Here is a 24,298-nt window from a genome sequence, read left to right as displayed (position 1 = left end):
ACCCCAGCCCCTTCAACAAAATATTACCATTATTCTTCGATTAAATGCGTAGCAACTTGGCGTTTCAAAATCACCTGACGAAACGGCAAGTTTATGGCCAGTTTTCGGCCGCCTTATTCTTCCGTCGGTAAAATTCGGATATCTAAAGCGCGCTCTGCATCGAACACAGTTGCAGCAAGACTCTGAATGTCTTCAACACGCATCGCGTCGTAGTCGCTTGCACGGCTTCGGTGCGACGTCAGGCCAAGGCCATCACTTTGCGCATCGTCCAGTACATTTAACCAATAGCCATTCGTTTTCTCGGTACTATCCAGTCGTTCAACGATAGGTTTAAGCGCCCGGTCGAATTCATCCTGGTCGATATTTCCCGAGGCCAGGTCGTTCGCAATGTCACGAACCTTGTCAGCCATAGCGTCAACATCTTCCGGCTTGAGCGTCAGCACAGCCAAAACATATCCGAAACCGTCAAAAGTCGTGCTGGCGTGACTGCCGGCCCCCGGGGAATAAGTCGTCGCTTCGCCTTCTCGAATATCCTTAACCAGCCGATTTCGTAGCACGGCTCTCAGTACAGAAAGCTGACGCGCATAAAGCGGGTCCTTGCCGTCATTTGCGGGCCAATAAATGCGCAACTGGGCTTGATTATCATCGCCTTTGTGCCGGAAGATCGTCGGACCATCGCCCTGCGCTCCAAAGCTCACTTGGCGCATGGCCGCGACTGACGGGCTATCCGGACTATCCAGCGAGCTTCGAGTTGGTAGCGCGCCCAGAGTTTGCGCAACGGCTTCGATAACCACCTCAGGATCAATATCTCCAATGACCGTGACTTCGACCGGACCTTGTTCAAACTGTGGGCGCAGCCACGCTTCGAGTTTGGTCAACTCTGTCGCATAGAACTGATCTTCATTCTCAAAACCAAAGCGCTTATCTCCACCGTAAACTCGGCGCAGAACATGTTTGGAATAGACCCCATCCATGGTCGCATCGTGACGCGGATACCAAGCTTTCAACTTGTCTATATAGTTCAGACGCGCGCGTTCTCTGAACGCTTGAGCGCTGAGCTGGGCCGCATAAATCTGAAACTGCAACAGCATATCATCTGGCACTGTCAGCGTTGTGAAGGAGAACTTATCGTCAGCAGCCCGAGCCGTGAATGCATTTGAAGCCACGAGGCGTCCCGCGAGTATCCGCCGCAACTCATCGGGTTCATGTTCTTCAAGTCCACTACTTTGGATCACACCAAGCGCCATGCGCCGCATCCCCTCATTGCGGACAGGGGCAGACAGCATACCATCGCCAAAGGTGACTTTGAGCAGAACACGATCGTCCTGAAATTTAGTTGTCTTGATGGTCAGACGGACATTGTTTTCAAAGTCGATCAACCGTGCGTCGACATCTTCGACGACACGATCAGAAACGACTTTCCCAGGCGTTCCAAAATCCTCGTAAGCAAAGGGTTTGTCTTCCGACATATCGGGTTTTGATACAGGCGTAGAACGACTGTCCAACAGGACGGAGCGGACAGCCGCTTCTGGTGTCTCGGGCGCATCCGATGTTTGAATAAAGACGGACAAATCTTCAATATCGCCCCATTCACTTCGCAACTTTGTATTCACAGCATCCAAAGTCAGCGTCTCGCGCATAGCTTCAAAGCGGGCAAGGTCCTGAGATGGGTGGGTAAAGACCCGGTCATTGTCGAAGGTCGACATTAGCGCACCCGTTAAGCCACCCGTTCTGGACGTAGTCGCCCGCGTATCGGCACCTTCCGCTCTCGCTTTTACAGACGCATCGAGACGGGCCAGCTGAGCATCCAATTCGGACTGGCTAAACCCATATTGCAAAGCGCGGCGCAACTCTGTGTCGAGACCGCGAAGCGCGCGATCCCAGTTTTCGGGTTGCGTATAGGCCGAGAAAACTGGGCCTTCGGTCAAGTCAAACGTCGAGTGGCGCCCCATACTGGCATTAACAAAAGGCCGGTCCACCTGTTCCGCCAAAGCGCGCATCCTATAAGACATCATACCGTAGGCAAGGCTTCGTAATGTCCGTTCCCGACGCCATTCTGGCGTATCCTCGTGCTTCACATAGGGCTGAGTTGAAACAAGACGGACCTGCGTTGGTAACCCGTCTTCCTCATAGACTACAACTCGGCTCGCCTCTGGTGTCGCTGAAGTTGGGATCAGTGTATCCCCAGCATCACCTTCACCGGTCCACTCACCGAACGTCTCTCGGATACGAGCCTCGATTACCTTTGGATCGGCATCGCCAACAAACGCGACAACCGTCTTCTCCGGATGATAATGGGCATTATAGTAAGCGCGGAAATCATCAGACTGGATCGCGCGCAGCGTCTCTTCCGTGCCGATCGGCAGACGAGACATCGCATCGCTACCATTTGCGAGTAACCCCATATAGGCTTCCCATGCGCGGTAGATCGACGTGTCCCGGGTTCGCTTCTCGGATAGGATAATTCCCAATTCCCGGTCGATGGCATCTTCGTCTAGCGTTAGGTTCTCCGCGGTTTCCCGCATCAACATGAAAGCCGCGTCGAGAACCTCATCGTCGGTGTTGGGCAAATTAAGTTTGTAAATCGTTCGGTCGACCCCAGTCGACGCGTTCGTATCCGCGCCGAAGCTTAGCCCAAGCCGTTCCAGAATTTGAATCATCTCGCCTTCGGGAACATTCTTAGAGCCGTTGAATGCCATATGTTCCAGATAGTGAGCCAGCCCCCCTGTTCCCGGGACCTCGTTAAATGAGCCCGTGTCAAAACGAACCCGCAATGCGGCGCGTCCGGGTGGCGTTTTGTTGGGCAGAATCGCATAGCGAATACCATTCTCCAATGTCCCGGTTACCAGAGCTGGATCAGGGGCTAGTTCAGGCAGATCAACCGAGACAGCTTGCGCCTGAATAGTGGCATTGGTCGCGTCGTATGCTTGGTCTTGAGCCGAAGTTGTGCAGGCCGTGATCATTAGAGCTATCGCGGTCGTGGCCATCAATCTTAGACGGGTATGAGACATGATCATAATCTTTGCCTTAGGTTAGTCTTTTCGAGGACAATTTAATCAAAGCGAAATCGCCACTGGTAGGCTGTTGGATCAGTTACCAGTCGACGAGAATATGGTCGTTATTGGGGTCATCCTTCACGGTCAGACCGAAGCTCGGTCCCAACGTTGACGCCAGTGAAAGGGTCGATCCTAGCTTGAAATTGGCGGTGGCTTTCAGCTCCCCAATGCTCGGGTCTGCAAGCTTAATTTTCCGGTTCGTATATCGGTTCATCTCAGCGACAATGTCGGACAATTTTGCATCTTTGAAACTATGGCGACCCTCTCGCCAGCTTAAGTCCGTTTCAATGACTGTGGCCGGGACAGTGGACATGACTTCATCCACTGAAACGAAACGCTCGCCCGGTTTAAGCTCGAAACTCTTCGCTGGCTTGGTTGTATCGATTTCGTCCGTCAGCGCGATTTCATCGACTCTGACTTTGCCCTCTAATAAGGTGACACGGGTTGAAGCACTGTCCATTCGAACTTCGAATAATGTTCCCAAGGCCGTGACGCGACGATCACCCGCAAACACAACGAATGGACGAGACGGATCATGCGCGACGTCAAAGACGGCCTGCCCGCGCAACAAATAGATCGACCGTTGATTATCCGCGAGTTCATACCGGACTTCACTATCCGTATTAAGCTCGATCGTTGATCCGTCATCGAGTTGCCGAGTCAACTGCTCCCCGATCTGAGTGGTCAGCAAAGTCGCATTGAGATTACTATCGCTTTCGACCGTATAGGTAACGTCACTGGGCGACGTTTCAAATGGAGACGTCCCCCATTGAACAAAAGCAACCATCAACAAAGCTGCGGCAAAACCGACGGCCGCCACGGAAAGCTTAGAGCGCTGCCGGATCCAGAATGGTTTCGGTAAGCCATGCCCAAGGGCATCACGTCTCAGAGCCCGGATCAAAGGGTCTTCAGCGACGAGTTCGGCGCCGTCGACTATTGCAGCCAAATTGTCGAAGGCGACACGATTTTCCGAGCGATCGTCAAGCCAATGAGCGAAAGATCGACGTTGAGCAGGCGTACACCTGTCACTACCGAGCATCGTCATCCAATAGGTTGCCTGATCATCCGCATCATGCGGCGGATAGTCCGGACGCTCGCCAAAAATTTCGTGAACACTCATGACCGTTTCCTGACGTCTTTCAGGCGACCTAAGGCCAACATCATGTATTTCTCGACCGAACTCCGGGACAGGCCCATCAAGTCGGCAATCTCTGGGTAGGTTAAACCCTCGAAACGATGCAGAATAAAAACGCGCTGTGACTTAGCCGGTAAATCTAAGATAGCTTCGCGGATCCGCGCCAATTCCTGATGAGCGACCAACTGCCTGTGGGGTGACGGTTGATCGCTCACCAACTCGGAACTGTCGATTACCACATGGGCATCGGCGGCTCGAGTTCGACGACGACGGGCACGATCACGCAGCAAATTAGAGGCAACAGAAAATACGTAACCCTGGGGATTAGCAAGCGAAGCTACGCCGCCTTTCCCCAGTATTCTTGTCATGGTTTCCTGCGTATAATCTTGCGCGTCTGCCTGGTTCAAACCTTGACGCCGGAAATAGCGCTCTAAGGGTTGGCGAAAATCGCTATCCAACGCGCCAATGCCATTATCCGACGCGGTACCGACCGAGCCTAAACTAGGTTCTGCGGTCTCGCTGCCGCGACGCGGAGCGCCGGGCGTTGGTATTTGGTCTTTCGGCATAATCCAGCAGGTCTACTTTAGAAAGTGAGCCTAGCGCCGACAGTGACCCGGCGGCCACCGTTGAACTGCAGGTTTCTAGGAAAGAAAAACTCTGCGGTTCCATCACCGAATTGCGATGAAGTCGCGGACCGAATGTCCGCCTCCTTAGACCCCGTCAATAAATCGTCGCCTTCGATGTAGAAAATCATGCGCGGACGATTCCCCTTGGCATCGATTTTGTAGGATAGACGCGCGTCTAACGTGTCGAAAGAAGGCGTGATCGTGTTCAGATTAAACTCGTCATAATCCTGTGCAGACGCAGATTGGTACGTATAAATAACACTACTGGAAAATGCACCGTCTTCATATCGGAGAGAAGCATTCCCTGCCCATTTCGATTGACCAATAGCGGGGCGTTGGAATGCCAATGTGATGGAATCGCCGGCGTCGTTACGGGCAGGCTCCAAGGATTCGAAATCACTTTTTGTATAGGTTAAATTTCCAAGAACGCTGAAATTTTCAACCCAGTTAGGAACACTGTCGCCAAGAAAATCGATCTGCCGAATAAGTTCAGCTTCAACACCGTAAACCTTACCGCCTTCTCCGTTTTCAGGACGCTGCAGGAAAAACTGCGTATCCGCAGGCAAAACTAGGAGCGACGGATCGACATCGGCCAAAGGCGCCAAAAATTCAAGAATGCGCGGCTCTAGGTCAGAACCCACTTGTTCCGCATTCAACAATGTCTGCGTGAAGTTATCCTGCGTCGATTTATAGAAAAAACCGAGACGCAAGAGACCAGGATTATCTTTGAAGTAATAGGAAAAATCGAGATCGAAATTATCAGTGATAGAGGGTGAAAGGTCCGGATTAGCCTCCCTGATAGTTGCCGTAGGAACCGGAATACTGGCGAACTGTGTCCGGAGTTCGATAACGACCGTAGTAGGCCGCGCAATTTTTTCAATCGCAGGATTCACAGTAGAACGGAAGTAAGCTCCGCGAACCACGACTTCATCCGTCGGGCGATAGTTTGCGATGACGCTAGGCGTCAGTGTCTCTTGAACTCCGCCAAGATCAATAAATTGGAACAAGCCTGCATCAAAGAAAACTGCGCGCGGAACGATACCACCATTCTCCGGACGGCGACGAATAGCAGGCGTCGAAATTGCCGTGCCAACACGCTCTTCACGCTGATACCGAGCCCCGCCAATGACTTCGAAGTCACCAAGCTCCAGCCGTGTCTCCATATACCCGGACAGAATTTTTTCAGTGACCTTTGCCGGATTATTCGAAGCTGCCACCTCCCGTGTCGCAACAGTTCGATCAATCAATCTAAAAAGTGCCTCATTTTCCGGCGTGTTCGGATCATCCGCCGTAGACCCCTCGATCAAGCCAACTAAACCAGCAAGACTACCCGGATTCACGATAGGAATCCCAACACCAGACGCACCAATATCGGACAAATCTAAAGACCCGAAGGCAGAGCTATCGAGATCGGAAATAAACGTATTGATCAAGCGGTTGCTTGCATCCCGAGCACGCACAAAGGTTAGCGGGGAACCTAACGCCGTCGTAGAAAGCGAATCAGCTGAATTATTCCGAGTTCGATCCTCATACTTCCCCCCTACTTGGACGTAATCGAGGAAACTATTCGCGAAGTAACGTCTCACATCCCCTTCGACTTCAAAAGTCTCCGTGACATCAAGCGCTTCTGATTTACTTGCCACATTGAGGTAGTAACTAGCCGGATCGTTCACGATACCCTGACCAAGCTGACTTAGGCTCAGAAGCGGAATTTGGTCTCCAGCAAAGATTACAGCGCCATCAACGACGCGATCCACGCCGCCGGTGTCGGGAATTGTTTGAATCGTATTAGGACTAATCAGATCCGTCATATTACGGAGCTGATCTGTAAGGAAGGTAGCTGATACGCGCTCCCGCTCCCGCTCGGATTCACTATAGCCAACCCGGTAATCAAACTCCCAATTGTCGATATCTGTTTCGCCTCGTAAGCTAACTGATCGGATCGATAGATTTTCAACATTATCTGATGAAGCGAGCCCTGGACGAAGCGCATTATAGAAACGACGACGCCGAACCTCCCCGCCCAACTCTGGAATTGGGAAGTTCCTCGCAGAGGCCAAAATCGTTTGCGTGGAAGTAGATACTGAGAACTCCGCATCCCGTTGGATCTGCTGAAGATCAAGCCTAAAACGCGTATGGTTCCCCCAGTCATATGCAGCATTTAAAGAAACCGTCAGATTGTTTTCATCCCGTTCGCGTTGCGTCGTGTTAGTCCCAGTAACGAATGGTCTGTCAAATCCTGGAACGAATGGAAAATCGAAGCTTTCAGGTATGGTGAAAATAGACGTAAAGCCGACAGGAAAAATCGTGTCGAAAGATTGTGTATAGATTACATCGTAATTTGTTCGAGCTGTTTCCCGGTACTGTATTGTCCCTGACAAACCGAAATCGTCGGTCAGTTGATAGGCACCCGTCGCGCTCAATTCGAATTCATCCCCATAGCCGTCAGCGAAGGGTCTCTGACCTTCAATTCCAAGATTCAGATATTTTTTGCCATAATCTAGGCCGGATCGGGTTTCGATCTCAACCAGACCTCCTGTCCCTGTCGCTTCTTGGCTCGGAAGCAACGTCTTCTGAATCGTAACTTGTTTGATATTCTCAGTCAGGAAGCCTGACAAATCGACACCGCGATCAACACCTGTGCCCTGAAGGGTTACGCCGTTGAGTTGCACGTTGATCGCTTGGTCATTGAAACCACGAACTGAAATACGGTCACCCTCACCCGTCGTTGCGTCGCGGGAGAAGGTCACCCCCGAGACACGCCGAAGTGCTTCGGCGATCGTCTCAGCCGGGAAGTCGCCGAGCAGATCAGCAGACACGACCGTAGAACTATTCGTAGCAGCACGCTGTTGATTCAAAGCCTGCTGAAGCGCGGAACGATTAGCGTAGATAACGACCTCATCCAGCTCTTCGCCTAATAGAAAATTGGCCTCAAGACGCTGCCCGGACGCAAGGGTCACGCGCTGGGACTGAAACTCTGCGCCCAAATAATTGACTGAAATCGAATAGGATCCCACCGGTGCAACGGCGAAACGGTAAATCCCGCGAGTATCGGTCGAGGTCGTCCGACCCGACCCTTCGATCAGGACAATCGCACCCGCGAGTGGCTGGCCTGAATACTGATCAATCACTTGGCCCGTGATAACCCCGGTCGGTGCGTCCAGGTCGAAAATCGGTGGCGCATCTGGCGCCGGCGTGGCCGTCGGCTGCGCTTGAGCTTCGCGCGTGTCTAGAATGGGTGCTACGTCAGGTTTTTGAACTTCTGGCGCGGTTCGGATTATTTCGCGGGACCTAGCCGTTGGAACTTTTGGCGCCTCCGCTAAGGCGACGATGAAAACGCCTGGCCGGGGCTCTTCGAACCGGAGGCCTGTATCCTCGAGCAGCTTATCAAGATCATCTTCCGCATCACCAGAATAGGACTTGAGTTCAGCAATACGTGTTTCGCCAACTTCAGACGAGAAAAGCACTTCGACATTGGCTTCGCTGGCGAAACGGTTGAGCGCATCAGACAATTTAACTTCAGCAGCCTGCGCCATTGCAGGAAGCGCGAACACACCGACAATCGCCGTTCCCAGCATAAGCTTGCTGATTCTAGCAGTCGACACACCAGAGACGATAGCCTGGCGATCGGTGAATTTCGTTGTTGATGCATGGTTCATAGTCTGGATTCCCCTAGTTCCCTGTAACCCGTCCAACGCAGCCGGGGCCCATCACCTCAAAAGAAAGTTCAAAAAACCTTCACACGCTTGGCGAAATAGCATGGTCTCAATGGGTCATATCTCTGTTTCTCATGATGGAGATTCGCTGATTTCATCATCCAATCGCCAGAGCCTTGGAAAGAAGCCACCTTGCATCCTCCGGTCGCATACGTGCAATGTCGCCTAATTATGGTGGCCCAGAGAAAAGATGCGAACCGCTTGTCGGCCCGGTTTCCCTTGGCCCCGTTGATTGAACTGCGACGAGACGACACGCTGTCACTCCAGATTCAAATACGATCACGTATTCTCCACCTAATCGAAACAGGTTTGCTCCCGCCCAATGCTAAGATGCCGTCGACGCGGAAATTATCGCAGGATCTGTCTATTAGCCGAAATACGGTTTCGCTCGCCTATCAGCATCTGATTGGCGACGGTCACCTCTTTACGAAAGACCGTAGCGGCGTCTTCGTATCACCCGGCTATAAGCGGCACGTGCCGAAACGGCCGATGATCGTCGGGGAGGCAGTGCAGGATGTCGCGACCGTCGCGGCGACCCATCTTCGGCAAAAGGGAATCCGCGCCCAGAGATATCGCTGCCCACCCGATTGGCATCGATATGAGTATCCTTTCATCGAAGGACGCTATGACCGATCACTCTTTCCAGTTCCTGAGTGGCGCGAAGTCAGTCGACTGGCCCTCGGCGTCAAAGAGGTCGAACAATGGTCGATCGGCAATGACGAAGCCGATGATGAAATGCTGGTCGACGCGATCCGGTCGTCTCTGCTGTCAACGCGCGGGATCGAAGCGCGGCGGGACGAAATCCTTATCACGGTTGGCGAGCAACAAGGGCTGCATTTGTTGACTGAGTTATTCGCGACCAATGCCGCCAAAGTTATCATGGAAGACCCAGGGCTACCTGAGCTTCGTGAACTCTTTTCCTTGAATGGAGCGCGGGTGAAACAACGAGCTGTCGACGGCAACGGTATGGTGGTTGATCATGGGTTCGGTCGCTGTGATCTGATCCATGTCTCGCCGTCACGGCAGAGACCTAGCGGTGTAACCATGACGTTAGAGCGACGACATGCTCTACTCGAAGCCGCGAAAGCGTCTGACGCTCTGATCATCGAAGATGATTTTGAATGTGAGATGGACTTTCTCAACGCGCCCCTCCCTTCTCTCTACAGTCTCGATACACAGGGCCGCGTCATATATCTTGGGGCTATTTCAAAGGTCTTAGACCCGGGCGTAAGACTTGGCTTTATGGTTGCCCCGCGCGAAGTGATTGCCGCCGCCCGACAGCTCCGTAACCTGACCACGCGTCGGCCTTCTCCGAACAATCAGCGCGCGGCCGCCTATTTTCTGACACTCGGTCATTACGATACGTTGGTCCGACGGTTACGGTCAGTTTACGAAACGCGCCTGCTGGCATTGCGCGATGCTCTGAACCACTACCGCCCCCTAACCATTGCTATACCGGCTGTGTCGGGTGGGACCTCTTATTGGGTGCATGGCCCCGCAGGATTAAATGTTGAGCGTCTGGCCAAGGTCGCGGAAGCCCAAGGCATTTTAATCGAACCAGCCAGCACCTACTTCGCCAACCCGAATGATAATCGCCATATTTTCAGACTCGGCGTTACCAGCATCCCATCGGAACGAATTCGCGAGGGTATTGAACGGCTATCGAGGATTATCACACAACTCTGCTCGACTCCGTCGGAACAAGAAGGTGTCTCGACACATGATTACCTTGATGCTCTAACAATCGACTCTGCGCTCAGCGGCGTCGATCTGCTTTATAATACGGTCTACGGCGAACCTTGCACAATCACGCTACGCGCGGACGGAACCATGTCCGGCAAAGCTGGCTATGCCAATGAAGATCGCGACGTAGGGCGATGGTGGATTGAAGACGATAAATGGTGCCGCCAGTGGCAAAACTGGGCTTATGGGGAGAGCGCGAAATTCTTCGTCAGACTATCAGATGACCGCGTTTTTTGGGTCAATGATGAGGGGCAGGATGTCGACAATGCTGTCATTGCACGCCGTTGATGCGGCGCTAAACTGGTACCATTCAATCCCTCAAACTGGACCTAATCACCCTAGGCGATAGCTGCGAACAGGTTCCATCGGTCGAGTGCGCGTGCCGCGCAGACCGTTCTGGGGATTGTGTATGGGCCATTTAGGCATCGCTGCGATTCAGACCGCCGGTCGAAAGTCGGGCAATCTGGACCAAATCGAAAAAGATGTGGCGGCGACTGCGAAGCGCCTCCCATGGGTCCAAATGATCGTCCTTGGCGAACTCGCCATTCACGGCCCCGCATTGAAATTTGCTGAGCCCGAAAACGGTCCAACAATCACGCGACTGCAGCAACTGGCTAAACGTTTGAATGTATGGCTTGTCCCCGGATCCCTTTATGAAAAGCGCGGTGACGAGGTCTATAACGTCACTCACGTCATTGACCCCTCTGGCGAGATCGTCGCCAAACACGACAAACTCTATCCTTTTCTTCCTTATGAGAAAGGGATCACGCCAGGTCGTGATTTCTGCGTATTCGACGTTCCTGGCGCAGGCCGAATCGGCGTCGCCATCTGCTATGATATGTGGTTTCCAGAAGTCATTCGTACGCTAACAGCTATGGGTGCGGAGGCTATTCTTCTGCCAACTATGACCAATACAATCGACCGTGATGTCGAACTGTCTATTGCTCGATCAAACGCGGCCACCAACCAGTGTTACTTCATCGACGTCAACGTCGCGGGCGAACAAGGCAATGGCAAATCTATCTTCTACGGCCCAGGTGGCGAACTTCTATATGCCTGCGGCGATGCCGCAGAAGTCGTCGCGCTAAACCTTGATTTTGATGAAGTCCGGCGGGTTCGATCTGAAGGATGGCAAGGTCTGGGACAGGTTCTGAAAAGCTTCCGGGACGCGCCTGTCGAATATGAAATCTACCAATCCGCTGAACAGCGCAAAGCCGGGTTCGAGGCTTTGGGTCCGCTAACAATGCCGAGCCGAAAAGGAACTGCTGAGTTTGATCCCAGTCCCTCCGGCACAAACCCAAAACTTAAAATCGTCGAATGAGTTCAATGAAAAACCGCGCCTCTAAGGAGACCATGATGACTGCCAGCACCAGCCCAAAACGCCACCTCTTCGCGACTGCTCTTTTGTGCAGCTCTGCGATCGTCCCGTTTACGGCAACCGTCGCCCAAGCACAGGATACGCAAGCCAGTAATCGTAATAATGACGAGATCATTGTCACGGCAACCCGGCGCGAAACCAGTGTAACGGATGTACCTTACAATATTTCGGCTGTCAGCGGGACGGCTATCGAGAAAGCGCAGATCTTCGACGATGCTGAACTCCTTCGGTCGGTTCCAGGGGTTGGCGTGATTGACCGCGGAGCTCGCAACTCAGGGACACTCAACCAAGTTCGAATCCGGGGTCTCAGCGTGGATGGGAACGGCCTTGGTGATTATGCCGTGTCATCCGTGGCATCGGTTTCGACCTATCTTAACGAGACGCCCATCTTCGGGAACTTCCTGCTGCGCGACCTCGACCGTGTTGAGGTCCTTCGTGGGCCGCAGGGTACACTCTACGGCTCTGGCTCACTCGGCGGCACGATCCGCTACATTACTCGCAAACCCGTCCTCGGCGAAGCCTCGGGGTGGGCGAGCACCTCATTCTCAAGCGTCAAAGGCTCTGAGAGCATTGGCTACTCATTGGACGGTATGGTCAACGTGCCGCTGGGCGACAAAGCCGCGCTGCGTGTCGTGGGTAGCTTCGGCGATTATCCCGGCATCACCGACTATGTGAATGTCTACGATTTAGACGCCAATGGCATCCCGGTCGCACCGAGCGGCATTCTAGCCGCTGACGCCTCCTACGGGGTCGTTGAGGACGCAGATACAGTCGAGCAGTGGATGGGTCGTGCCACTCTGTTGTGGGAACCTTCCGATGAGGTCGATCTGACCCTGATGCACATTCGCCAATCCGATGATGTTGGCGGACGGCGGCAAAGCAGCTTTAACGTTGATGGCTTCGGCAACGCCTATGGCGACAATGAGAATGGCTCGATCCAATTGGAGCCTTCAACGCGCGACATTAACTCCACATCCTTGGAAATGAATGTCGATCTCGGCTTCGCAACTCTCACCTCATCGACGTCGCATTACGATCACACGGGCGACAGTATTAGCGAGAATACAGGGTTCTACGCGCAAGCGGGTTTCCTCGGCTTCTATTATAACTATCCACGTCCAATGGCTTCGGCCGTACGCACCTACGCTGATGAAGCGATTGTTCAGGAACTTCGCCTCGTCTCTAATGTCGGCGAGACATTCGATTATGTTGTCGGCGGTTTCTATCGGAAACAGCAAATTGAATCGACGCAAGAGAGCTATCTGCGCGGGTTCAAACAATGGTGGGATACATTGCTGCCGGGTCTGGCTGCCGTTGTGTCGGGCGATAAAGACTTTGACTATCGACGCATAGAGAATTTCGAGGAAGTCGCCGCGTTTGGTGAAGTGACATATCATGCTACTGACACGATCGATCTGACCATCGGTGCGCGATATTTCGATAATAAATCTGAGAACGACACATTTATCGACCTACCACTCTATACTGGAGTGTTCACTCCGACCAACGCGTTCTTCGAAACCAGCGAAGACGATATCCTCTTCAAGGGCAATCTCGCATGGCGCTATTCCGATGATGCGATGATCTATGCGACCATCTCTGAAGGCTACCGTCGTGGCGGCTCTAACGCCGTTCCATTGACTGGTACCTTCGCCGAAGATCCGGGCTGGCAGATTTATGGGGCTGACAATGTCGTGAACTATGAGGTCGGAACAAAAGGTAGCAAAAATGGTCTGACTTACGATGTGAGTGCTTTTTACATCGATTGGAGTGATCCGCAGCTCAATACGGCGACGACAAATTGGGGCTTCTTCGCAGTCCAGAATGGTAGCTCGGCTCGGACCTACGGCATCGAGTCCTCACTGGACGGCTATATCGGCGACAATTGGCACTATAATCTTGGCTATGCCTATGTGAACGCCGAGCTTAGCGGAGACTTTTTCTCGCCTAGCAACGCTGTCACGCCCGTCGCTATTGATGGTGCGCGCCTTCCAGGCGCTCCAGAACATATGCTCAACTGGGCCCTCGATTACACAGGCTCGATCAATGATGATTGGGACTTCTTCGCCCGTTTGGACGGCTCTTACCAATCCGAGACACGCAATGGTGTCGGTGTATCACCGACCTTTAATGTGCCGCTTGATGGGTTCAGCCTGTGGAATGCAACGACCTCGTTTACGCGCGGTAATTTCACGGGGTCCCTCTGGGTCAAAAATATCTTCAATGAGAAGGGCGTGACCGGGGTCTTTACCGAAGCATATATGGGCACAAGCCCAGCCGAAGGGTATTTCGGCAATGGCAATAAGGAAATGATTTCCCTACCGCGTATGATCGGCGTGACGGGTTCTGTTGGATTTTAGAGACAGGATATTTACGGTGGCCCGGTTCGTTCGGGTCACCTCTTTCCGGGACGGCAGGGTAGAGATAACGTGACCGCCATGCCCGATCACCAAGATTTCAGTATTGCGCTCGCCAGAGCCGACGATTTGCTCCGGCGACGCAGCCCTGACCCAGCCATCGCGATCTGTGAGAATCTGCTCAAGGCGGCGCCTGACGCAGTCGCGCCGCGCCTGATGATCGCGCGGGCGGAACAAATGCGCCATCGCCCCGATAGTATGCTGGCGCAGGTCGACCATGTGCTTCAATCCGATCCCTCCCATTTCGACGCCCGATTGATGCGGATTGAGGCTCTGATTGCTCAATCCGACATTGCTCAAGCCCGAACAGAAATCGCCGAAAACCTCACGACAATGAATCTAGTGCCGCGCCAATTGGGCCGGATTGCTGAAATACAGACACAACTCGCCGATCACGAAGGCGCGCTCGACACATTGATGCGCGCAATGGACGGATCGCCTCTGCCAGACCGAGAAGAGCTGTCATTGCTCTATAATCTGTCTTCGGCGCATATTGCGCTCGGGCAAATGGATCAGGCCGAACAAGCGCTGGATAAGCTGATCCAGAAAAACCCGGCCGATTTTGACGCTTATTACAACCGCGCGACATTGCGAACCCAGACCCAAGATCGCAATCATGTGGACGCGCTCAAACAGCAGCTGAAACGCCCGAACCTGCCACCTATGGGTGAGGTTCAATTGGCCTATGCGCTGGCGAAAGAACTTGAAGATCTTGGTGATTATCCGCGCAGTTTCGATTCGCTCGCCCGGGGCGCGAAACGCCGCCGTGAAAACATGGCATATAGGGTCGAAGGCGACCTTGAGACGATGCATCTTCTACAAGAGGTCTTCGACACAGATTTTGCTGAGACAACCTTTGAAGACTGTAGCGACGAAAGACCCGTTTTCATCGTTGGTCTGCCGCGATCCGGCACGACGCTGGTCGACCGGATTATCACCTCCCACCCAGAAGCCGAGAGCGTTGGAGAGATCAACGATCTACCTTTAGCAATCACCCGCCTGTCCGGCTCCGCGCAATCTAAGACCGAGCTGATCAGAAACTCAGCTAAGATGGATATGAAAGCTTTAGGAGCGGCCTATCTAAAGGGGCTCGACGGTCGCGGGGCGGCGTCTCAACGTGTGATCGACAAGACACCTCTGAACTTCCTCTATATCGGGCTGATCGCCAAGGCTTTCCCGAACGCGCGGATCATCCATGTCATGCGAAACCCGATGGATGTCGGCTATGCCATGCTGAAAACACTGTTCCGCATGGGCTACCCATTCTCATACGATCAAGATGATCTGGCGCGGTACATCTCCGCAAAAACACAGCTCATGCAACACTGGCATAACGTGTTTCCCGGCAGAGTTCACGACGTCGCCTATGAAGCGCTGATCGCGGATCAAGAGGGTGTTAGTCGCCTGCTCATTGCTGCGGTTGGTCTCGATTGGGATCCAGCCTGCCTGCACTTCCACGCTAACCAGTCCGCCTCCTCAACCGCCAGTGCTGCGCAGGTGCGTCGCCCACTTTATTCCTCATCCGTCGAAAAGTGGCGTCATTACGAAGCCCAACTCACCCCGCTTGCTGCAGGACTGCAACGCGGAGGTTCGGGATGATCTTTCGAAGCCTCCTCTTGGCCGCCAGCCTTTTATCGATGCCGCATATCGCCTCGGCGCAAACCTTTCTGGATGAAGGCTTTCAAGATGGCGAGGCCGACGGTTGGCAATCTGACGCCCGGAAAGGCAAGATCGGCCTGACCGACTATCAGGGCAATGTTTCGCTGAACCTCACGCGCGACGCCTATGCCATCCGCCTACTCAAGGATGTGTCAGCGGATCGTGTCAGAATTAGCGCCGCTTTTGCTGCCGACAGTCTCGAAGGCGATGATGCCTGTGTTCTTGAAGCCTCTCCGGATGGAGCGGCTTGGTTTGAGATCGGCCGGGTTGAGGATGGGCAAGACGACTCCGTCACGCTCCACACAGTCAGCGGTCTGTTAGATTTGGACAGTCCTAACCTATTCCTTGGCGTAAGGATCACGGGCAATGCGGCGAATGATAGCTGTTGGGTCGATAATATTTCCGTCGTCGGCGCCCGAAACACGGACTCCCTGTCTGAGGCCTTGTCACAAGACGTGCTGTGGCATGGTCAAACCCTTAGTGAACCCGTCTCCATGCAGGCGTTCGCACCACCCGATAAGATAACCACGCCGACGATATCCTACTCAGGAACTCTGCGGTTTGAAGGCACGCAGGCCGCCGGGTTTGAACTGCTCCGAGACAGCTTTAATTATTCTCAAACAGCGGACACGCTCGACAAGCTACCGGCCTTCAATGTGAATCTAGTCCAAGATGGCACGGATTTGATCCCAACTCTTCGTGGCCCTCAAGCTAATGATCATCCTGATTGGGAATGGATTATTGAGCCTGGCCAAATCTGGCATCGGGAAGACAGCCATGCCCGCGCCAGCCTACCCTTTGCTTTGCAGGAGCGAAACGCGAACTGCGTTCACAACGGAATGATGGCGTTTGAGATCGGCCCCAATGGCGACACGTCAGCCTTAATCTTCCAGATTGGCTCAGAAACTTGCGCTTATATGCAGTTCAATCTGTGGGGCAGCGCGCCCTCGAGCTTTGAAACTAAAGCCATTCCTCATGCGAATACCGTCATTCGCAATTATCAGTCGGAAGTCGCCCATCGTCTGCCGACGCAGCCACTGTCAGAACTGAGTTTCCGTAATCAGCTCGGGCATTCTGACGAAGTCGCACCAGACGCGATAACTGCGCTTGGATATGTAAAGGACGGCACTCACTATGTCAGCGCCTGCCCAACACGGCTTGGCGACTATCCTTATTGCAACGTCCTTGATCTGCCCTCCTATTCATGGGCTAAGTCGATGGTCGCCGGGCTTGCCTCTATGCGGCTTGAGCAACTCTATCCGGGCGCGATGCGTTCGCAGATCGCCGACTACGTGCCCGCCTGCGATGACTGGGACGGCGTGACGTTTCAACATGCACTGGATATGGCAACGGGCCGGTATGATTCCGATGTCTATGATGAAGATGAGGCCTCAGAGGACACGCGACAGTTTTTCCTCACTGATCGGCATGACCGGAAAATCGACATTGCCTGCAATTATGATCGCCAATCGCCTCCCGGGGAAACCTTTGTCTACCACACGACAGACACCTACATTCTTGGCACGGCTATTACCGCCTTTCTACGGGAGCAAACGGGACGCAGTGACGCTGACATATTCGACGATCTCATTGATCCGGTTTGGACATCACTCGGCCTGAGCCCAGTCGCGCGGCAGACACGGCGGACCTATGACAATGAAGCGCAGGTTTTCGCGGGGTGGGGCCTGACCCTGCACCGCAGCGACATAGCCATGATTGCAAAATTTCTACACGAGGACGGCATGATCGATGGCGAACCTATGCTCGATCCCGCCATGCTCGCTGATGCTCTACAACAAAGGACAGCGCCCGTCGGGCTTCGCGCGGTTGTCGACAGCCAACGCTATAAAAACGGATTTTGGGCTTGGAATGCAGGAGCCAACATCGGCTGTGAGGATGACCTCTTTGTCCCCGCCATGTCCGGCTATGGGGGCCTGACGCTGGCCCTCATGCCGAATGGACAGACCTATTATTATGTTAGCGATGGCTACGCCTTTGCTTGGGCGCGCGCCGCGGCCGCCTCTCACAATGACGCGCCGTTTTGCGAGGCCAACCCATGACGTCTTCCGATAATATCACCATACATCCGCGGCGTTTTCCGACGGCCAAGGCGGATAGCCTGCTTGCTGGGATACTCTTGTCGTTCCTAGCAACGGCGGGGCTATTCTATGTGAATATCATGGCGGCCATCGTTGATGGTCTGGTCAGCGGTCTGAACCTGACCGATGCGCAGGCCGGAAACATCGGCTCGGCTAATATTTACGGCGCCGCGCTTGGCGCACTGATGGCGATCATCCTGATCAAGAAGATTAAATGGCGCCCGGCGGCGATTGCGGCGCTTATCGGTCTCATCGCAATCGATGTGGTGTCGATGTTCATTACCGACCCATCAATCCTCATTGTTGTCCGCCTTCTGCACGGCATCATAGGCGGACTACTGGTTGGTATATCCTATGGGGTTATTGCCCGTACAGCCAATCCTGACCGAACGTTTGGCGTCTTGCTGTTCGTGCAATTTGGTCTTGGCGGCCTTGGGGTCATGCTGCTGCCGCGCCTTGTACCGATCTATGGCACGCAGGCTCTATTTGTCGCACTGATCCTGTTTAGTTTAGCCAGCTTGGCGATGGTGCCATTCCTTGACCGATATCCGCCACGACCCAAGCCATTGGCCACCACGACTGGAACAATACAAAAGAAACCGCTCAGCTTTACCTTACTCGCCATCTTTCTGTTTCAAGCGGTCAATATGGCGCTGCTGGCCTATATTATCCGGCTTGGCATCTCTTACGGACTGGAACGGGAATATGTCTCAACCGCGCTCGGTCTTGCAACATGGGTCGCCCTGCTTGGTCCCGGATTGGTCATTATTATTGGCACAAAATATGGGCGCTTCTGGCCGCTCTTCCTGGTCATGGGTCTCACCCTAGCCGGGACAGCGCTCTTCCATCTCAGTGGCAGCAAGGCCGCCTATCTGATAGCCAATTGCGGCACCGGAATTACCTGGGGCATGGTTATGGCCTATTTGCTGGGCATGGCGTCGCAGTTTGACGAGTCCGGCCGGACTGCAGCGGCGGGTGGCTTTGTTTCCAAAATCGGTTTGGCGACAGGTCCAGTTATAGCAGGCCAAATCCTGACCGCAGGCTTTGGCTTTAGCTTCATCCTCAATGGGGCGCTCATCCTATTCGTCGTTTGTACCGTCATCATGCTCATCCCGGCACGGCAGTTGGATCAGCAAAGTCGGCTCGTACCGGGCGGCACGCTCTGACAATCCAGTCTTCAAAGATCTGCGTCTTAACGGACTGCCGCCCAGGGGCCGGGGTCAGTAAGAAATAATCTTTCTCTTCGGGAATGGACTTGTCCGAGAGTCGGATTAGCTGACCTTCGCGGATATAGTCCTGCGTCTCGAAGTCATTACAAAGCGCAACACCATATCCAAGCCGGGCGGCCGTGAGGGCCTGGCTGGTATTCGCAAAGACGATGTTTCGGACACGATCCGGTTTGTCGAGACCTTGCGCCGCAAACCAACGATCCCAAGACACTTGTTTATCGTGGATCAGCGGAAACTCAGCGAGCGTGTCGTTTTCGAACCCATCCGTTCGCGCCGAAACTAGTTGAGGGCTGCAAACGGGGAATAGAGACGGAGACGCGAGATGCGAAAGATGACGATCATCTTGCGTCGGCGCCCCGTAACAGATCGCGATGTCGATCTCTCTCGGGATCTTCTGCTGTCGCGGTTCAATCTCACGAACAGTGATTTCGATGGTGGGGTACCGTTTCTGAAACTCGCAAATATGTTTGGCCGCCCAGCTCGTTGCAATGGTCTGCGTACACCCTACCGTGAGCACCCCGCCGAGTTTTTCTGGATCGAGATTACGTGTGCCGTCGAGAATCCGGTCTAGGCCTTCCTTTACCGCTTGATGCAGGCGCGTCCCCGCTGGGGTCAATGACAGCCGATTATGCGCACGAATGAAAAGGGCCACACCGAGCCGATCTTCCAATGATCTAATCTGGTGACTGATCGCCCCATGCGTCACGCCAAGCCGCTCTCCGGCACGTCCCAAATGCAGCAGTTCAGCGGCACTCTCAAAGGCCCGTAACGAAGACAGTGGCAGTGTTCGTCGATCCATCTAAGGCTCCTGTGAATTTAATTCACAGATGAGTGCAACATTAGTCAATTCTCATCAACAAAATTCACATTCATAGGCGTATCAGACACCACAATGAAACTTTGTCATGACCCTTCCACTTTCCGATCCATCACTTCTGAAGACCCAAGCTTATATTGATGGGCACTGGAACGAGGCGGATAGTGGCGAGACTTACGGTGTTGAAAACCCCGCCAATGGCGAAACGCTCGCGGATGTCGCACGGTGCGGTCATTCGGAGACGCGACGAGCGATTAAGGCGGCTCATAGCGCCCTTAGCGAATGGCGGGCGCTGACAGCGAAGGCGCGCTCCGCACACCTTGAAGCGTGGCACGATTTGATGATCGCTCATCAGGGCGATCTCGCAAAAATTCTCACCGCCGAGCAAGGTAAACCACTGGCCGAGGCGATGGGCGAAATCCTTTATGGTGCCAGTTACGTGAAATGGTTCGCGGAGGAAGCTAAGCGCATTTATGGCGACACCGTCCCGAGCCCATCTGCGGACAAACGCTTCGTCACCATCAAACAAGGCGTCGGCGTCGTCGCCTGCATCACCCCTTGGAATTTCCCAAACGCCATGCTGGCAAGGAAGATCGCGCCGGCACTCGCGGCGGGCTGCACAGTGGTCTGCAAGCCTGCCAATCAAACCCCGCTCTCTGCCTTCGCTTTGGTCGAGTTGGCAGCGCGTGCCGGGATCCCCGCTGGCGTCATCAACATTGTCTCTGGCAAAACACCAGAGATCGGAAAAGTTCTCACATCCAGCGAGATCGTTCGGAAGTTGACCTTCACCGGCTCCACGGCGGTCGGCAAACAGCTCATGTCCGACTGTGCGGGAACGATGAAACGCCTATCCATGGAGTTGGGCGGCAATGCGCCGTTCATTGTGTTTGAAGATGCCGACATCGACGCAGCTGTAGAGGGCGCGATGGCGAGCAAGTTTCGCAATGCTGGGCAGACCTGTGTCTGCGCCAATCGGTTTCTTGTTCAATCCGCAGTCTATGATCAGTTCACAGCCGCTCTAGCTGACGCGACGGCGAATTTGAAAATGGGTGCGGGCGACGAGGCAGGCGTGACCATTGGCCCCCTCATCGACAACCGAGCCGCCACGAATGTCCGCGCGTTGATTCAGGACGCAACGGATCAAGGGGCAACAGCTGTCCAGTCCGGAGACAGTCCAGTGAGCACGGCCAATTTCGTAGCGCCAACACTCCTGACAGGCGCAACGACAGACATGCGTGTGTTTCGAGAGGAAATCTTTGGCCCCGTCGCGCCCGTCATCCGGTTCGAGACAGAGGCCGAAGCGATTGCGTTGGCGAATGACACGGAATTCGGTCTCGCCGCTTACTTCTATTCTCGCGACATTGGCCGTGTCTGGCGTGTTGGCGAGGCTCTGGAGTTTGGCATGGTGGCGATCAATACAGGCGCCATGTCCAATGAAATGGCGCCGTTCGGCGGCGTAAAAGAATCCGGCCAAGGCCGGGAAGGATCAAAATACGGACTTGATGACTATTTGGAGATCAAGTCGCTTTGCATGGGCGGATTAGACCAATGAAAAATGCACCTCTGAAAACTGTCAAAGATATCTCTCTGACCAATGCTGAATGGCAAGCCCGCAAAATAGCGGCGATCGCACGCGGCGAGGGCAATCTCGCCCCCGTCTATATTGAACGCGCTGAGAACGCCGAAATGTGGGATGTTGAAGGTCGGCGCTATATCGACTTTGGCACCGGAATAGCGGTCTGCAATACGGGCCATTCCCATAGCAAGGTCGTCGCTGCGGTTAAGGATCAGGTCGACCGTTTCAGTCATACATGCGTGATGGTGACGCCATACGACACAGCGGTCCGACTGGCAGAGGAGCTCAATCGCCTCGCCCCTGGCCCGTCACCGAAAAAATCCATATTCGTGACAACCGGCGCGGAAGCTGTCGAGAATGCGATCAAGATCGCCCGCGCGCATACGCGTCGGCGCGGCGTCATCGCCTTCAATGGTGGCTATCATGGGCGGACCAACTTCACGCTAGGTCTGACAGGCAAGAACGCCCCCTATAAAACGCACTTTGGTCCGTTCCCCGCGGACATTTACCGCGTCCCCTACCCCATCAACTATCACGGCGTTTCGCTGGACGACACGCTGCATGCGATCGAGATGTTGTTCAAATGCGACATTATCCCGGAAGATGTTGCCGCCATCATTGTCGAACCCGTGCAAGGCGAAGGCGGTTTCTACCCTGCTTCAGACGCATTCTTACGCGCCATACGCGACCTTTGCGACAGGCACGGGATCGTCATGATTGCCGATGAAATTCAATCTGGATTTGGCCGTACAGGCAAGTTCTTCTGCATGGAACATTCCGGTATTGAGCCCGATCTGATGACCGTCGCCAAAGGCATGGCAGGCGGTTTTCCGATTGCAGGCGTCGTGGGCAAAGCTGAGATTATGGACGCGCCCTTACCGGGTGGCTTGGGCGGAACTTATGCAGGCTCCCCTGTTGGCTGTGCAGCGGCGCTCGCCGTCATTGATGTGATCGAAGAGGAACAACTCGTCGACCGCGCCAATCATATTAGCTCTATATTCGATGCACGCCTCAAAGCCCTACGCGAACAATTCCCCGCTCTGATCGGTGAAATTCGAACCGATCGCGGCGCCATGATGGCAGTTGAACTTATTCAGGACGGCGATCCTTCCAAACCCAATCCGGAGCTCGTCAAAGCCGTTGTCGGCGACGCCTATCAGCAAGGCCTCGTCATCCTGTCCTGCGGTGTTCGCGGGAATGTCTTCCGCTTCCTACCTGCGCTGACTATACCGGACGCACTCATTCACGAGGGCTTGGATATTTTTGAAAAATGCCTCTCTAGAATGATTGACGCCTAGTGTTTCAAATCAGAGATTGTTGAAACTGATAGGCAGCGTTCAGCAATGGCATCATCACAACGGCCTGATCTTAGGCTTGGCAACGACGACTTCCAACACATAGCCTGAATTCAACGCCACACCCGTTTCTCTTCGGGTGTGGCTCTATGCCGTCATGAGTGGCTTGAGCTTGAAATATAAGCCTGCTAACCGCACGCCTTGCACAAACAGAACGGCGGACGGATCGCGAAATCGCTCATGTCGAGAAGATCAGATGGCTAACCCCATTTGCATCCAATCAGATTAGCAATCGGCCGATATTTTAGGACTGAGTTCGATGACTGAACATCAAGCTGAAGTAAGACAATGGAGCGATAAAGAATCGCCCACACTTGGCCAATTTTCTTGGCAAGATCCGTTCTTGTTGAACGATCAACTGAGCGAAGACGAGACGATGATCGCTGAGGCGTCTGCCGCATTCGCTGCTGAACATTTGGCCCCTCGCGCAGTTGATGCCTTTGAAAACGCGACGGTTGACCCTTCATTATTTCGGCTGATGGGTCAGCAAGGCCTTCTCGGCGTGACCTTGCCTGAAGCCTATGGCGGATTGGGGTCCAGCTATGTCTCTTACGGCTTGGTTGCCCGTGAAATTGAGCGCGTTGATTCCGGTTATCGGTCGATGATGTCAGTCCAATCATCGCTCGTGATCTATCCCATTTATGCCTATGGCAGCGAAGCTCAGCGGCAGAAATATTTGCCGGGCTTGGCGAGTGGTGAGCTGATCGGTTGCTTTGGTTTGACAGAGCCAGATGCCGGGTCAGATCCCGGAGGCATGAAAACGACAGCGACAGCAGTGGACGGCGGATATCGTCTCTCTGGAACAAAAATGTGGATTTCCAACGCGCCTATCGCCGACGTCTTCGTCGTCTGGGCAAAATCCGACGCCCATGGCGGCAAGATCCGGGGCTTCATTCTCGAAAAGGGCATGAAAGGCCTGAGCGCGCCTAAAATCGGCGGGAAAATCAGCCTTAGAACATCGGTCACAGGCGAGATCGTCATGGAAGACGTCATTGTCTCTGAAGACGCTCTCATGCCGCATGTTGAAGGTTTGAAGGGGCCGTTCGGCTGTTTGAACCGCGCCCGTTACGGCATTGGCTGGGGCGTCATGGGCTCTGCAGAATTCTGCTGGCACGCCGCGCGACAATATGGCCTAGATCGTCATCAGTTTAACCGTCCGCTTGCGGCCACACAGCTATTCCAGAAAAAGCTGGCCGACATGCAGACCGAAATCGCCTTGGGCCTGCAAGCCGCGCTCAGAACCGGGCGCCTGATGGACGAAGGCAAGGCCGCACCTGAAATCATTTCCCTCATCAAACGCAATAATTGTGGCAAGGCGCTCGATATTGCGCGCCAATCCCGGGATATGCATGGCGGCAACGGAATTTCAGGCGAATTCCAAGTGATCCGCCACATGGTCAATCTAGAAACGGTTAACACTTATGAAGGCACGCATGATGTGCACGCCTTGATCCTTGGCCGCGCCCAAACTGGCCATCAGGCCTTTTTCTAG

The 24,298-nt window shown here is 53.9% G+C and carries 14 protein-coding genes; 9 read left to right on the top strand and 5 right to left on the bottom strand.

Annotation, left to right across the window (positions count from 1 at the left end; all coding sequences use genetic code 11):
- Positions 1-113 precede the first annotated feature (113 nt).
- The 4 genes from QQL54_RS01585 to QQL54_RS01570 all read right to left on the bottom strand — a co-directional run bounded on the left by QQL54_RS01585 (position 114) and on the right by QQL54_RS01570 (position 8,476).
- On the bottom strand, positions 114-3,011 hold the full coding sequence (locus tag QQL54_RS01585; protein WP_284386821.1) for a M16 family metallopeptidase: 2,898 nt from the start codon (positions 3,009-3,011) through the stop codon (positions 114-116).
- An 82-nt stretch (positions 3,012-3,093) separates the two neighbouring features.
- Positions 3,094-4,176 (bottom strand): FecR family protein, encoded by a 1,083-nt coding sequence (locus tag QQL54_RS01580; RefSeq protein ID WP_284386819.1) that lies wholly within the window; start codon positions 4,174-4,176, stop codon positions 3,094-3,096.
- Positions 4,173-4,757, bottom strand: a complete 585-nt coding sequence (locus QQL54_RS01575) for an RNA polymerase sigma factor (protein WP_284386817.1) — start codon at positions 4,755-4,757, stop codon at positions 4,173-4,175. The genes QQL54_RS01580 and QQL54_RS01575 overlap by 4 nt, the downstream gene beginning before the upstream one ends.
- 17 nt (positions 4,758-4,774) lie before the next feature.
- Positions 4,775-8,476, bottom strand: coding sequence for a TonB-dependent receptor (locus QQL54_RS01570; protein WP_284386815.1), 3,702 nt, complete (start codon positions 8,474-8,476; stop codon positions 4,775-4,777).
- A gap of 228 nt (positions 8,477-8,704) precedes the next feature.
- Between QQL54_RS01570 and pdxR the strand changes: the two genes are divergently transcribed.
- The 6 genes from pdxR to QQL54_RS01540 all read left to right on the top strand — a co-directional run bounded on the left by pdxR (position 8,705) and on the right by QQL54_RS01540 (position 18,995).
- Positions 8,705-10,564, top strand: coding sequence for a MocR-like pyridoxine biosynthesis transcription factor PdxR (gene pdxR / locus QQL54_RS01565; protein WP_284386813.1), 1,860 nt, complete (start codon positions 8,705-8,707; stop codon positions 10,562-10,564).
- Positions 10,565-10,685: 121 nt separating this feature from the next.
- Complete coding sequence (locus QQL54_RS01560; protein ID WP_284386811.1) at positions 10,686-11,597, top strand: carbon-nitrogen hydrolase family protein; 912 nt, start codon at positions 10,686-10,688, stop codon at positions 11,595-11,597.
- 32 nt (positions 11,598-11,629) lie between these two features.
- Positions 11,630-14,014, top strand: coding sequence for a TonB-dependent receptor (locus tag QQL54_RS01555; RefSeq protein ID WP_284386808.1), 2,385 nt, complete (start codon positions 11,630-11,632; stop codon positions 14,012-14,014).
- A gap of 78 nt (positions 14,015-14,092) precedes the next feature.
- The gene (locus tag QQL54_RS01550; protein WP_284386807.1) at positions 14,093-15,670 is read left to right on the top strand and encodes a tetratricopeptide repeat-containing sulfotransferase family protein; all 1,578 of its coding nucleotides are present in this window, start codon (positions 14,093-14,095) and stop codon (positions 15,668-15,670) included.
- Positions 15,667-17,790: a serine hydrolase domain-containing protein gene (locus QQL54_RS01545; RefSeq protein WP_284386802.1), complete on the top strand. Its 2,124-nt coding sequence runs from the start codon at positions 15,667-15,669 to the stop codon at positions 17,788-17,790. The genes QQL54_RS01550 and QQL54_RS01545 overlap by 4 nt, the downstream gene beginning before the upstream one ends.
- Positions 17,787-18,995 (top strand): MFS transporter, encoded by a 1,209-nt coding sequence (locus tag QQL54_RS01540; RefSeq protein ID WP_284386800.1) that lies wholly within the window; start codon positions 17,787-17,789, stop codon positions 18,993-18,995. Before QQL54_RS01545 ends, QQL54_RS01540 begins: the two co-directional genes overlap by 4 nt.
- Here QQL54_RS01540 and QQL54_RS01535 read toward each other — a convergent pair.
- Positions 18,937-19,857, bottom strand: coding sequence for a LysR substrate-binding domain-containing protein (locus tag QQL54_RS01535; RefSeq protein ID WP_284386798.1), 921 nt, complete (start codon positions 19,855-19,857; stop codon positions 18,937-18,939). The genes QQL54_RS01540 and QQL54_RS01535 overlap by 59 nt on opposite strands.
- A gap of 106 nt (positions 19,858-19,963) precedes the next feature.
- Between QQL54_RS01535 and QQL54_RS01530 the strand changes: the two genes are divergently transcribed.
- The 3 genes from QQL54_RS01530 (at position 19,964) to QQL54_RS01520 (ending at position 24,298) form a co-directional block, all read left to right on the top strand.
- On the top strand, positions 19,964-21,427 hold the full coding sequence (locus QQL54_RS01530; protein ID WP_284386796.1) for an NAD-dependent succinate-semialdehyde dehydrogenase: 1,464 nt from the start codon (positions 19,964-19,966) through the stop codon (positions 21,425-21,427).
- Entirely contained in the window at positions 21,424-22,749 is a 1,326-nt protein-coding gene (gene gabT, locus QQL54_RS01525; protein ID WP_284386793.1) for a 4-aminobutyrate--2-oxoglutarate transaminase, read from the top strand. The genes QQL54_RS01530 and gabT overlap by 4 nt, the downstream gene beginning before the upstream one ends.
- Before the next feature lie 316 nt (positions 22,750-23,065).
- Positions 23,066-24,298 carry an acyl-CoA dehydrogenase gene (locus tag QQL54_RS01520; protein WP_284386791.1) on the top strand — a complete coding sequence of 411 codons (1,233 nt, stop codon included), beginning with the start codon at positions 23,066-23,068 and terminating at the stop codon, positions 24,296-24,298.

This window comes from Algimonas ampicilliniresistens, from assembly GCF_030159955.1.
Taxonomy (GTDB): domain Bacteria; phylum Pseudomonadota; class Alphaproteobacteria; order Caulobacterales; family Maricaulaceae; genus Litorimonas; species Litorimonas ampicilliniresistens.
The sequence above is the reverse complement of the archived record's forward strand: the minus strand, read 5'-3'. Positions and strand labels throughout refer to the sequence as shown.

Coding starts and splice junctions, on each gene's coding strand:
- QQL54_RS01555 (WP_284386808.1), top strand. CDS start 11,630: ATGATGACTGCCAGCACCAGCCCAAAACGCCACCTCTTCGCGACTGCT.
- pdxR (WP_284386813.1), top strand. CDS start 8,705: ATGGTGGCCCAGAGAAAAGATGCGAACCGCTTGTCGGCCCGGTTTCCC.
- QQL54_RS01560 (WP_284386811.1), top strand. CDS start 10,686: ATGGGCCATTTAGGCATCGCTGCGATTCAGACCGCCGGTCGAAAGTCG.
- gabT (WP_284386793.1), top strand. CDS start 21,424: ATGAAAAATGCACCTCTGAAAACTGTCAAAGATATCTCTCTGACCAAT.
- QQL54_RS01530 (WP_284386796.1), top strand. CDS start 19,964: ATGACCCTTCCACTTTCCGATCCATCACTTCTGAAGACCCAAGCTTAT.
- QQL54_RS01585 (WP_284386821.1), bottom strand. CDS start 3,011: ATGTCTCATACCCGTCTAAGATTGATGGCCACGACCGCGATAGCTCTA.
- QQL54_RS01520 (WP_284386791.1), top strand. CDS start 23,066: ATGACTGAACATCAAGCTGAAGTAAGACAATGGAGCGATAAAGAATCG.
- QQL54_RS01545 (WP_284386802.1), top strand. CDS start 15,667: ATGATCTTTCGAAGCCTCCTCTTGGCCGCCAGCCTTTTATCGATGCCG.
- QQL54_RS01550 (WP_284386807.1), top strand. CDS start 14,093: ATGCCCGATCACCAAGATTTCAGTATTGCGCTCGCCAGAGCCGACGAT.
- QQL54_RS01535 (WP_284386798.1), bottom strand. CDS start 19,857: ATGGATCGACGAACACTGCCACTGTCTTCGTTACGGGCCTTTGAGAGT.
- QQL54_RS01570 (WP_284386815.1), bottom strand. CDS start 8,476: ATGAACCATGCATCAACAACGAAATTCACCGATCGCCAGGCTATCGTC.
- QQL54_RS01540 (WP_284386800.1), top strand. CDS start 17,787: ATGACGTCTTCCGATAATATCACCATACATCCGCGGCGTTTTCCGACG.
- QQL54_RS01575 (WP_284386817.1), bottom strand. CDS start 4,757: ATGCCGAAAGACCAAATACCAACGCCCGGCGCTCCGCGTCGCGGCAGC.
- QQL54_RS01580 (WP_284386819.1), bottom strand. CDS start 4,176: ATGAGTGTTCACGAAATTTTTGGCGAGCGTCCGGACTATCCGCCGCAT.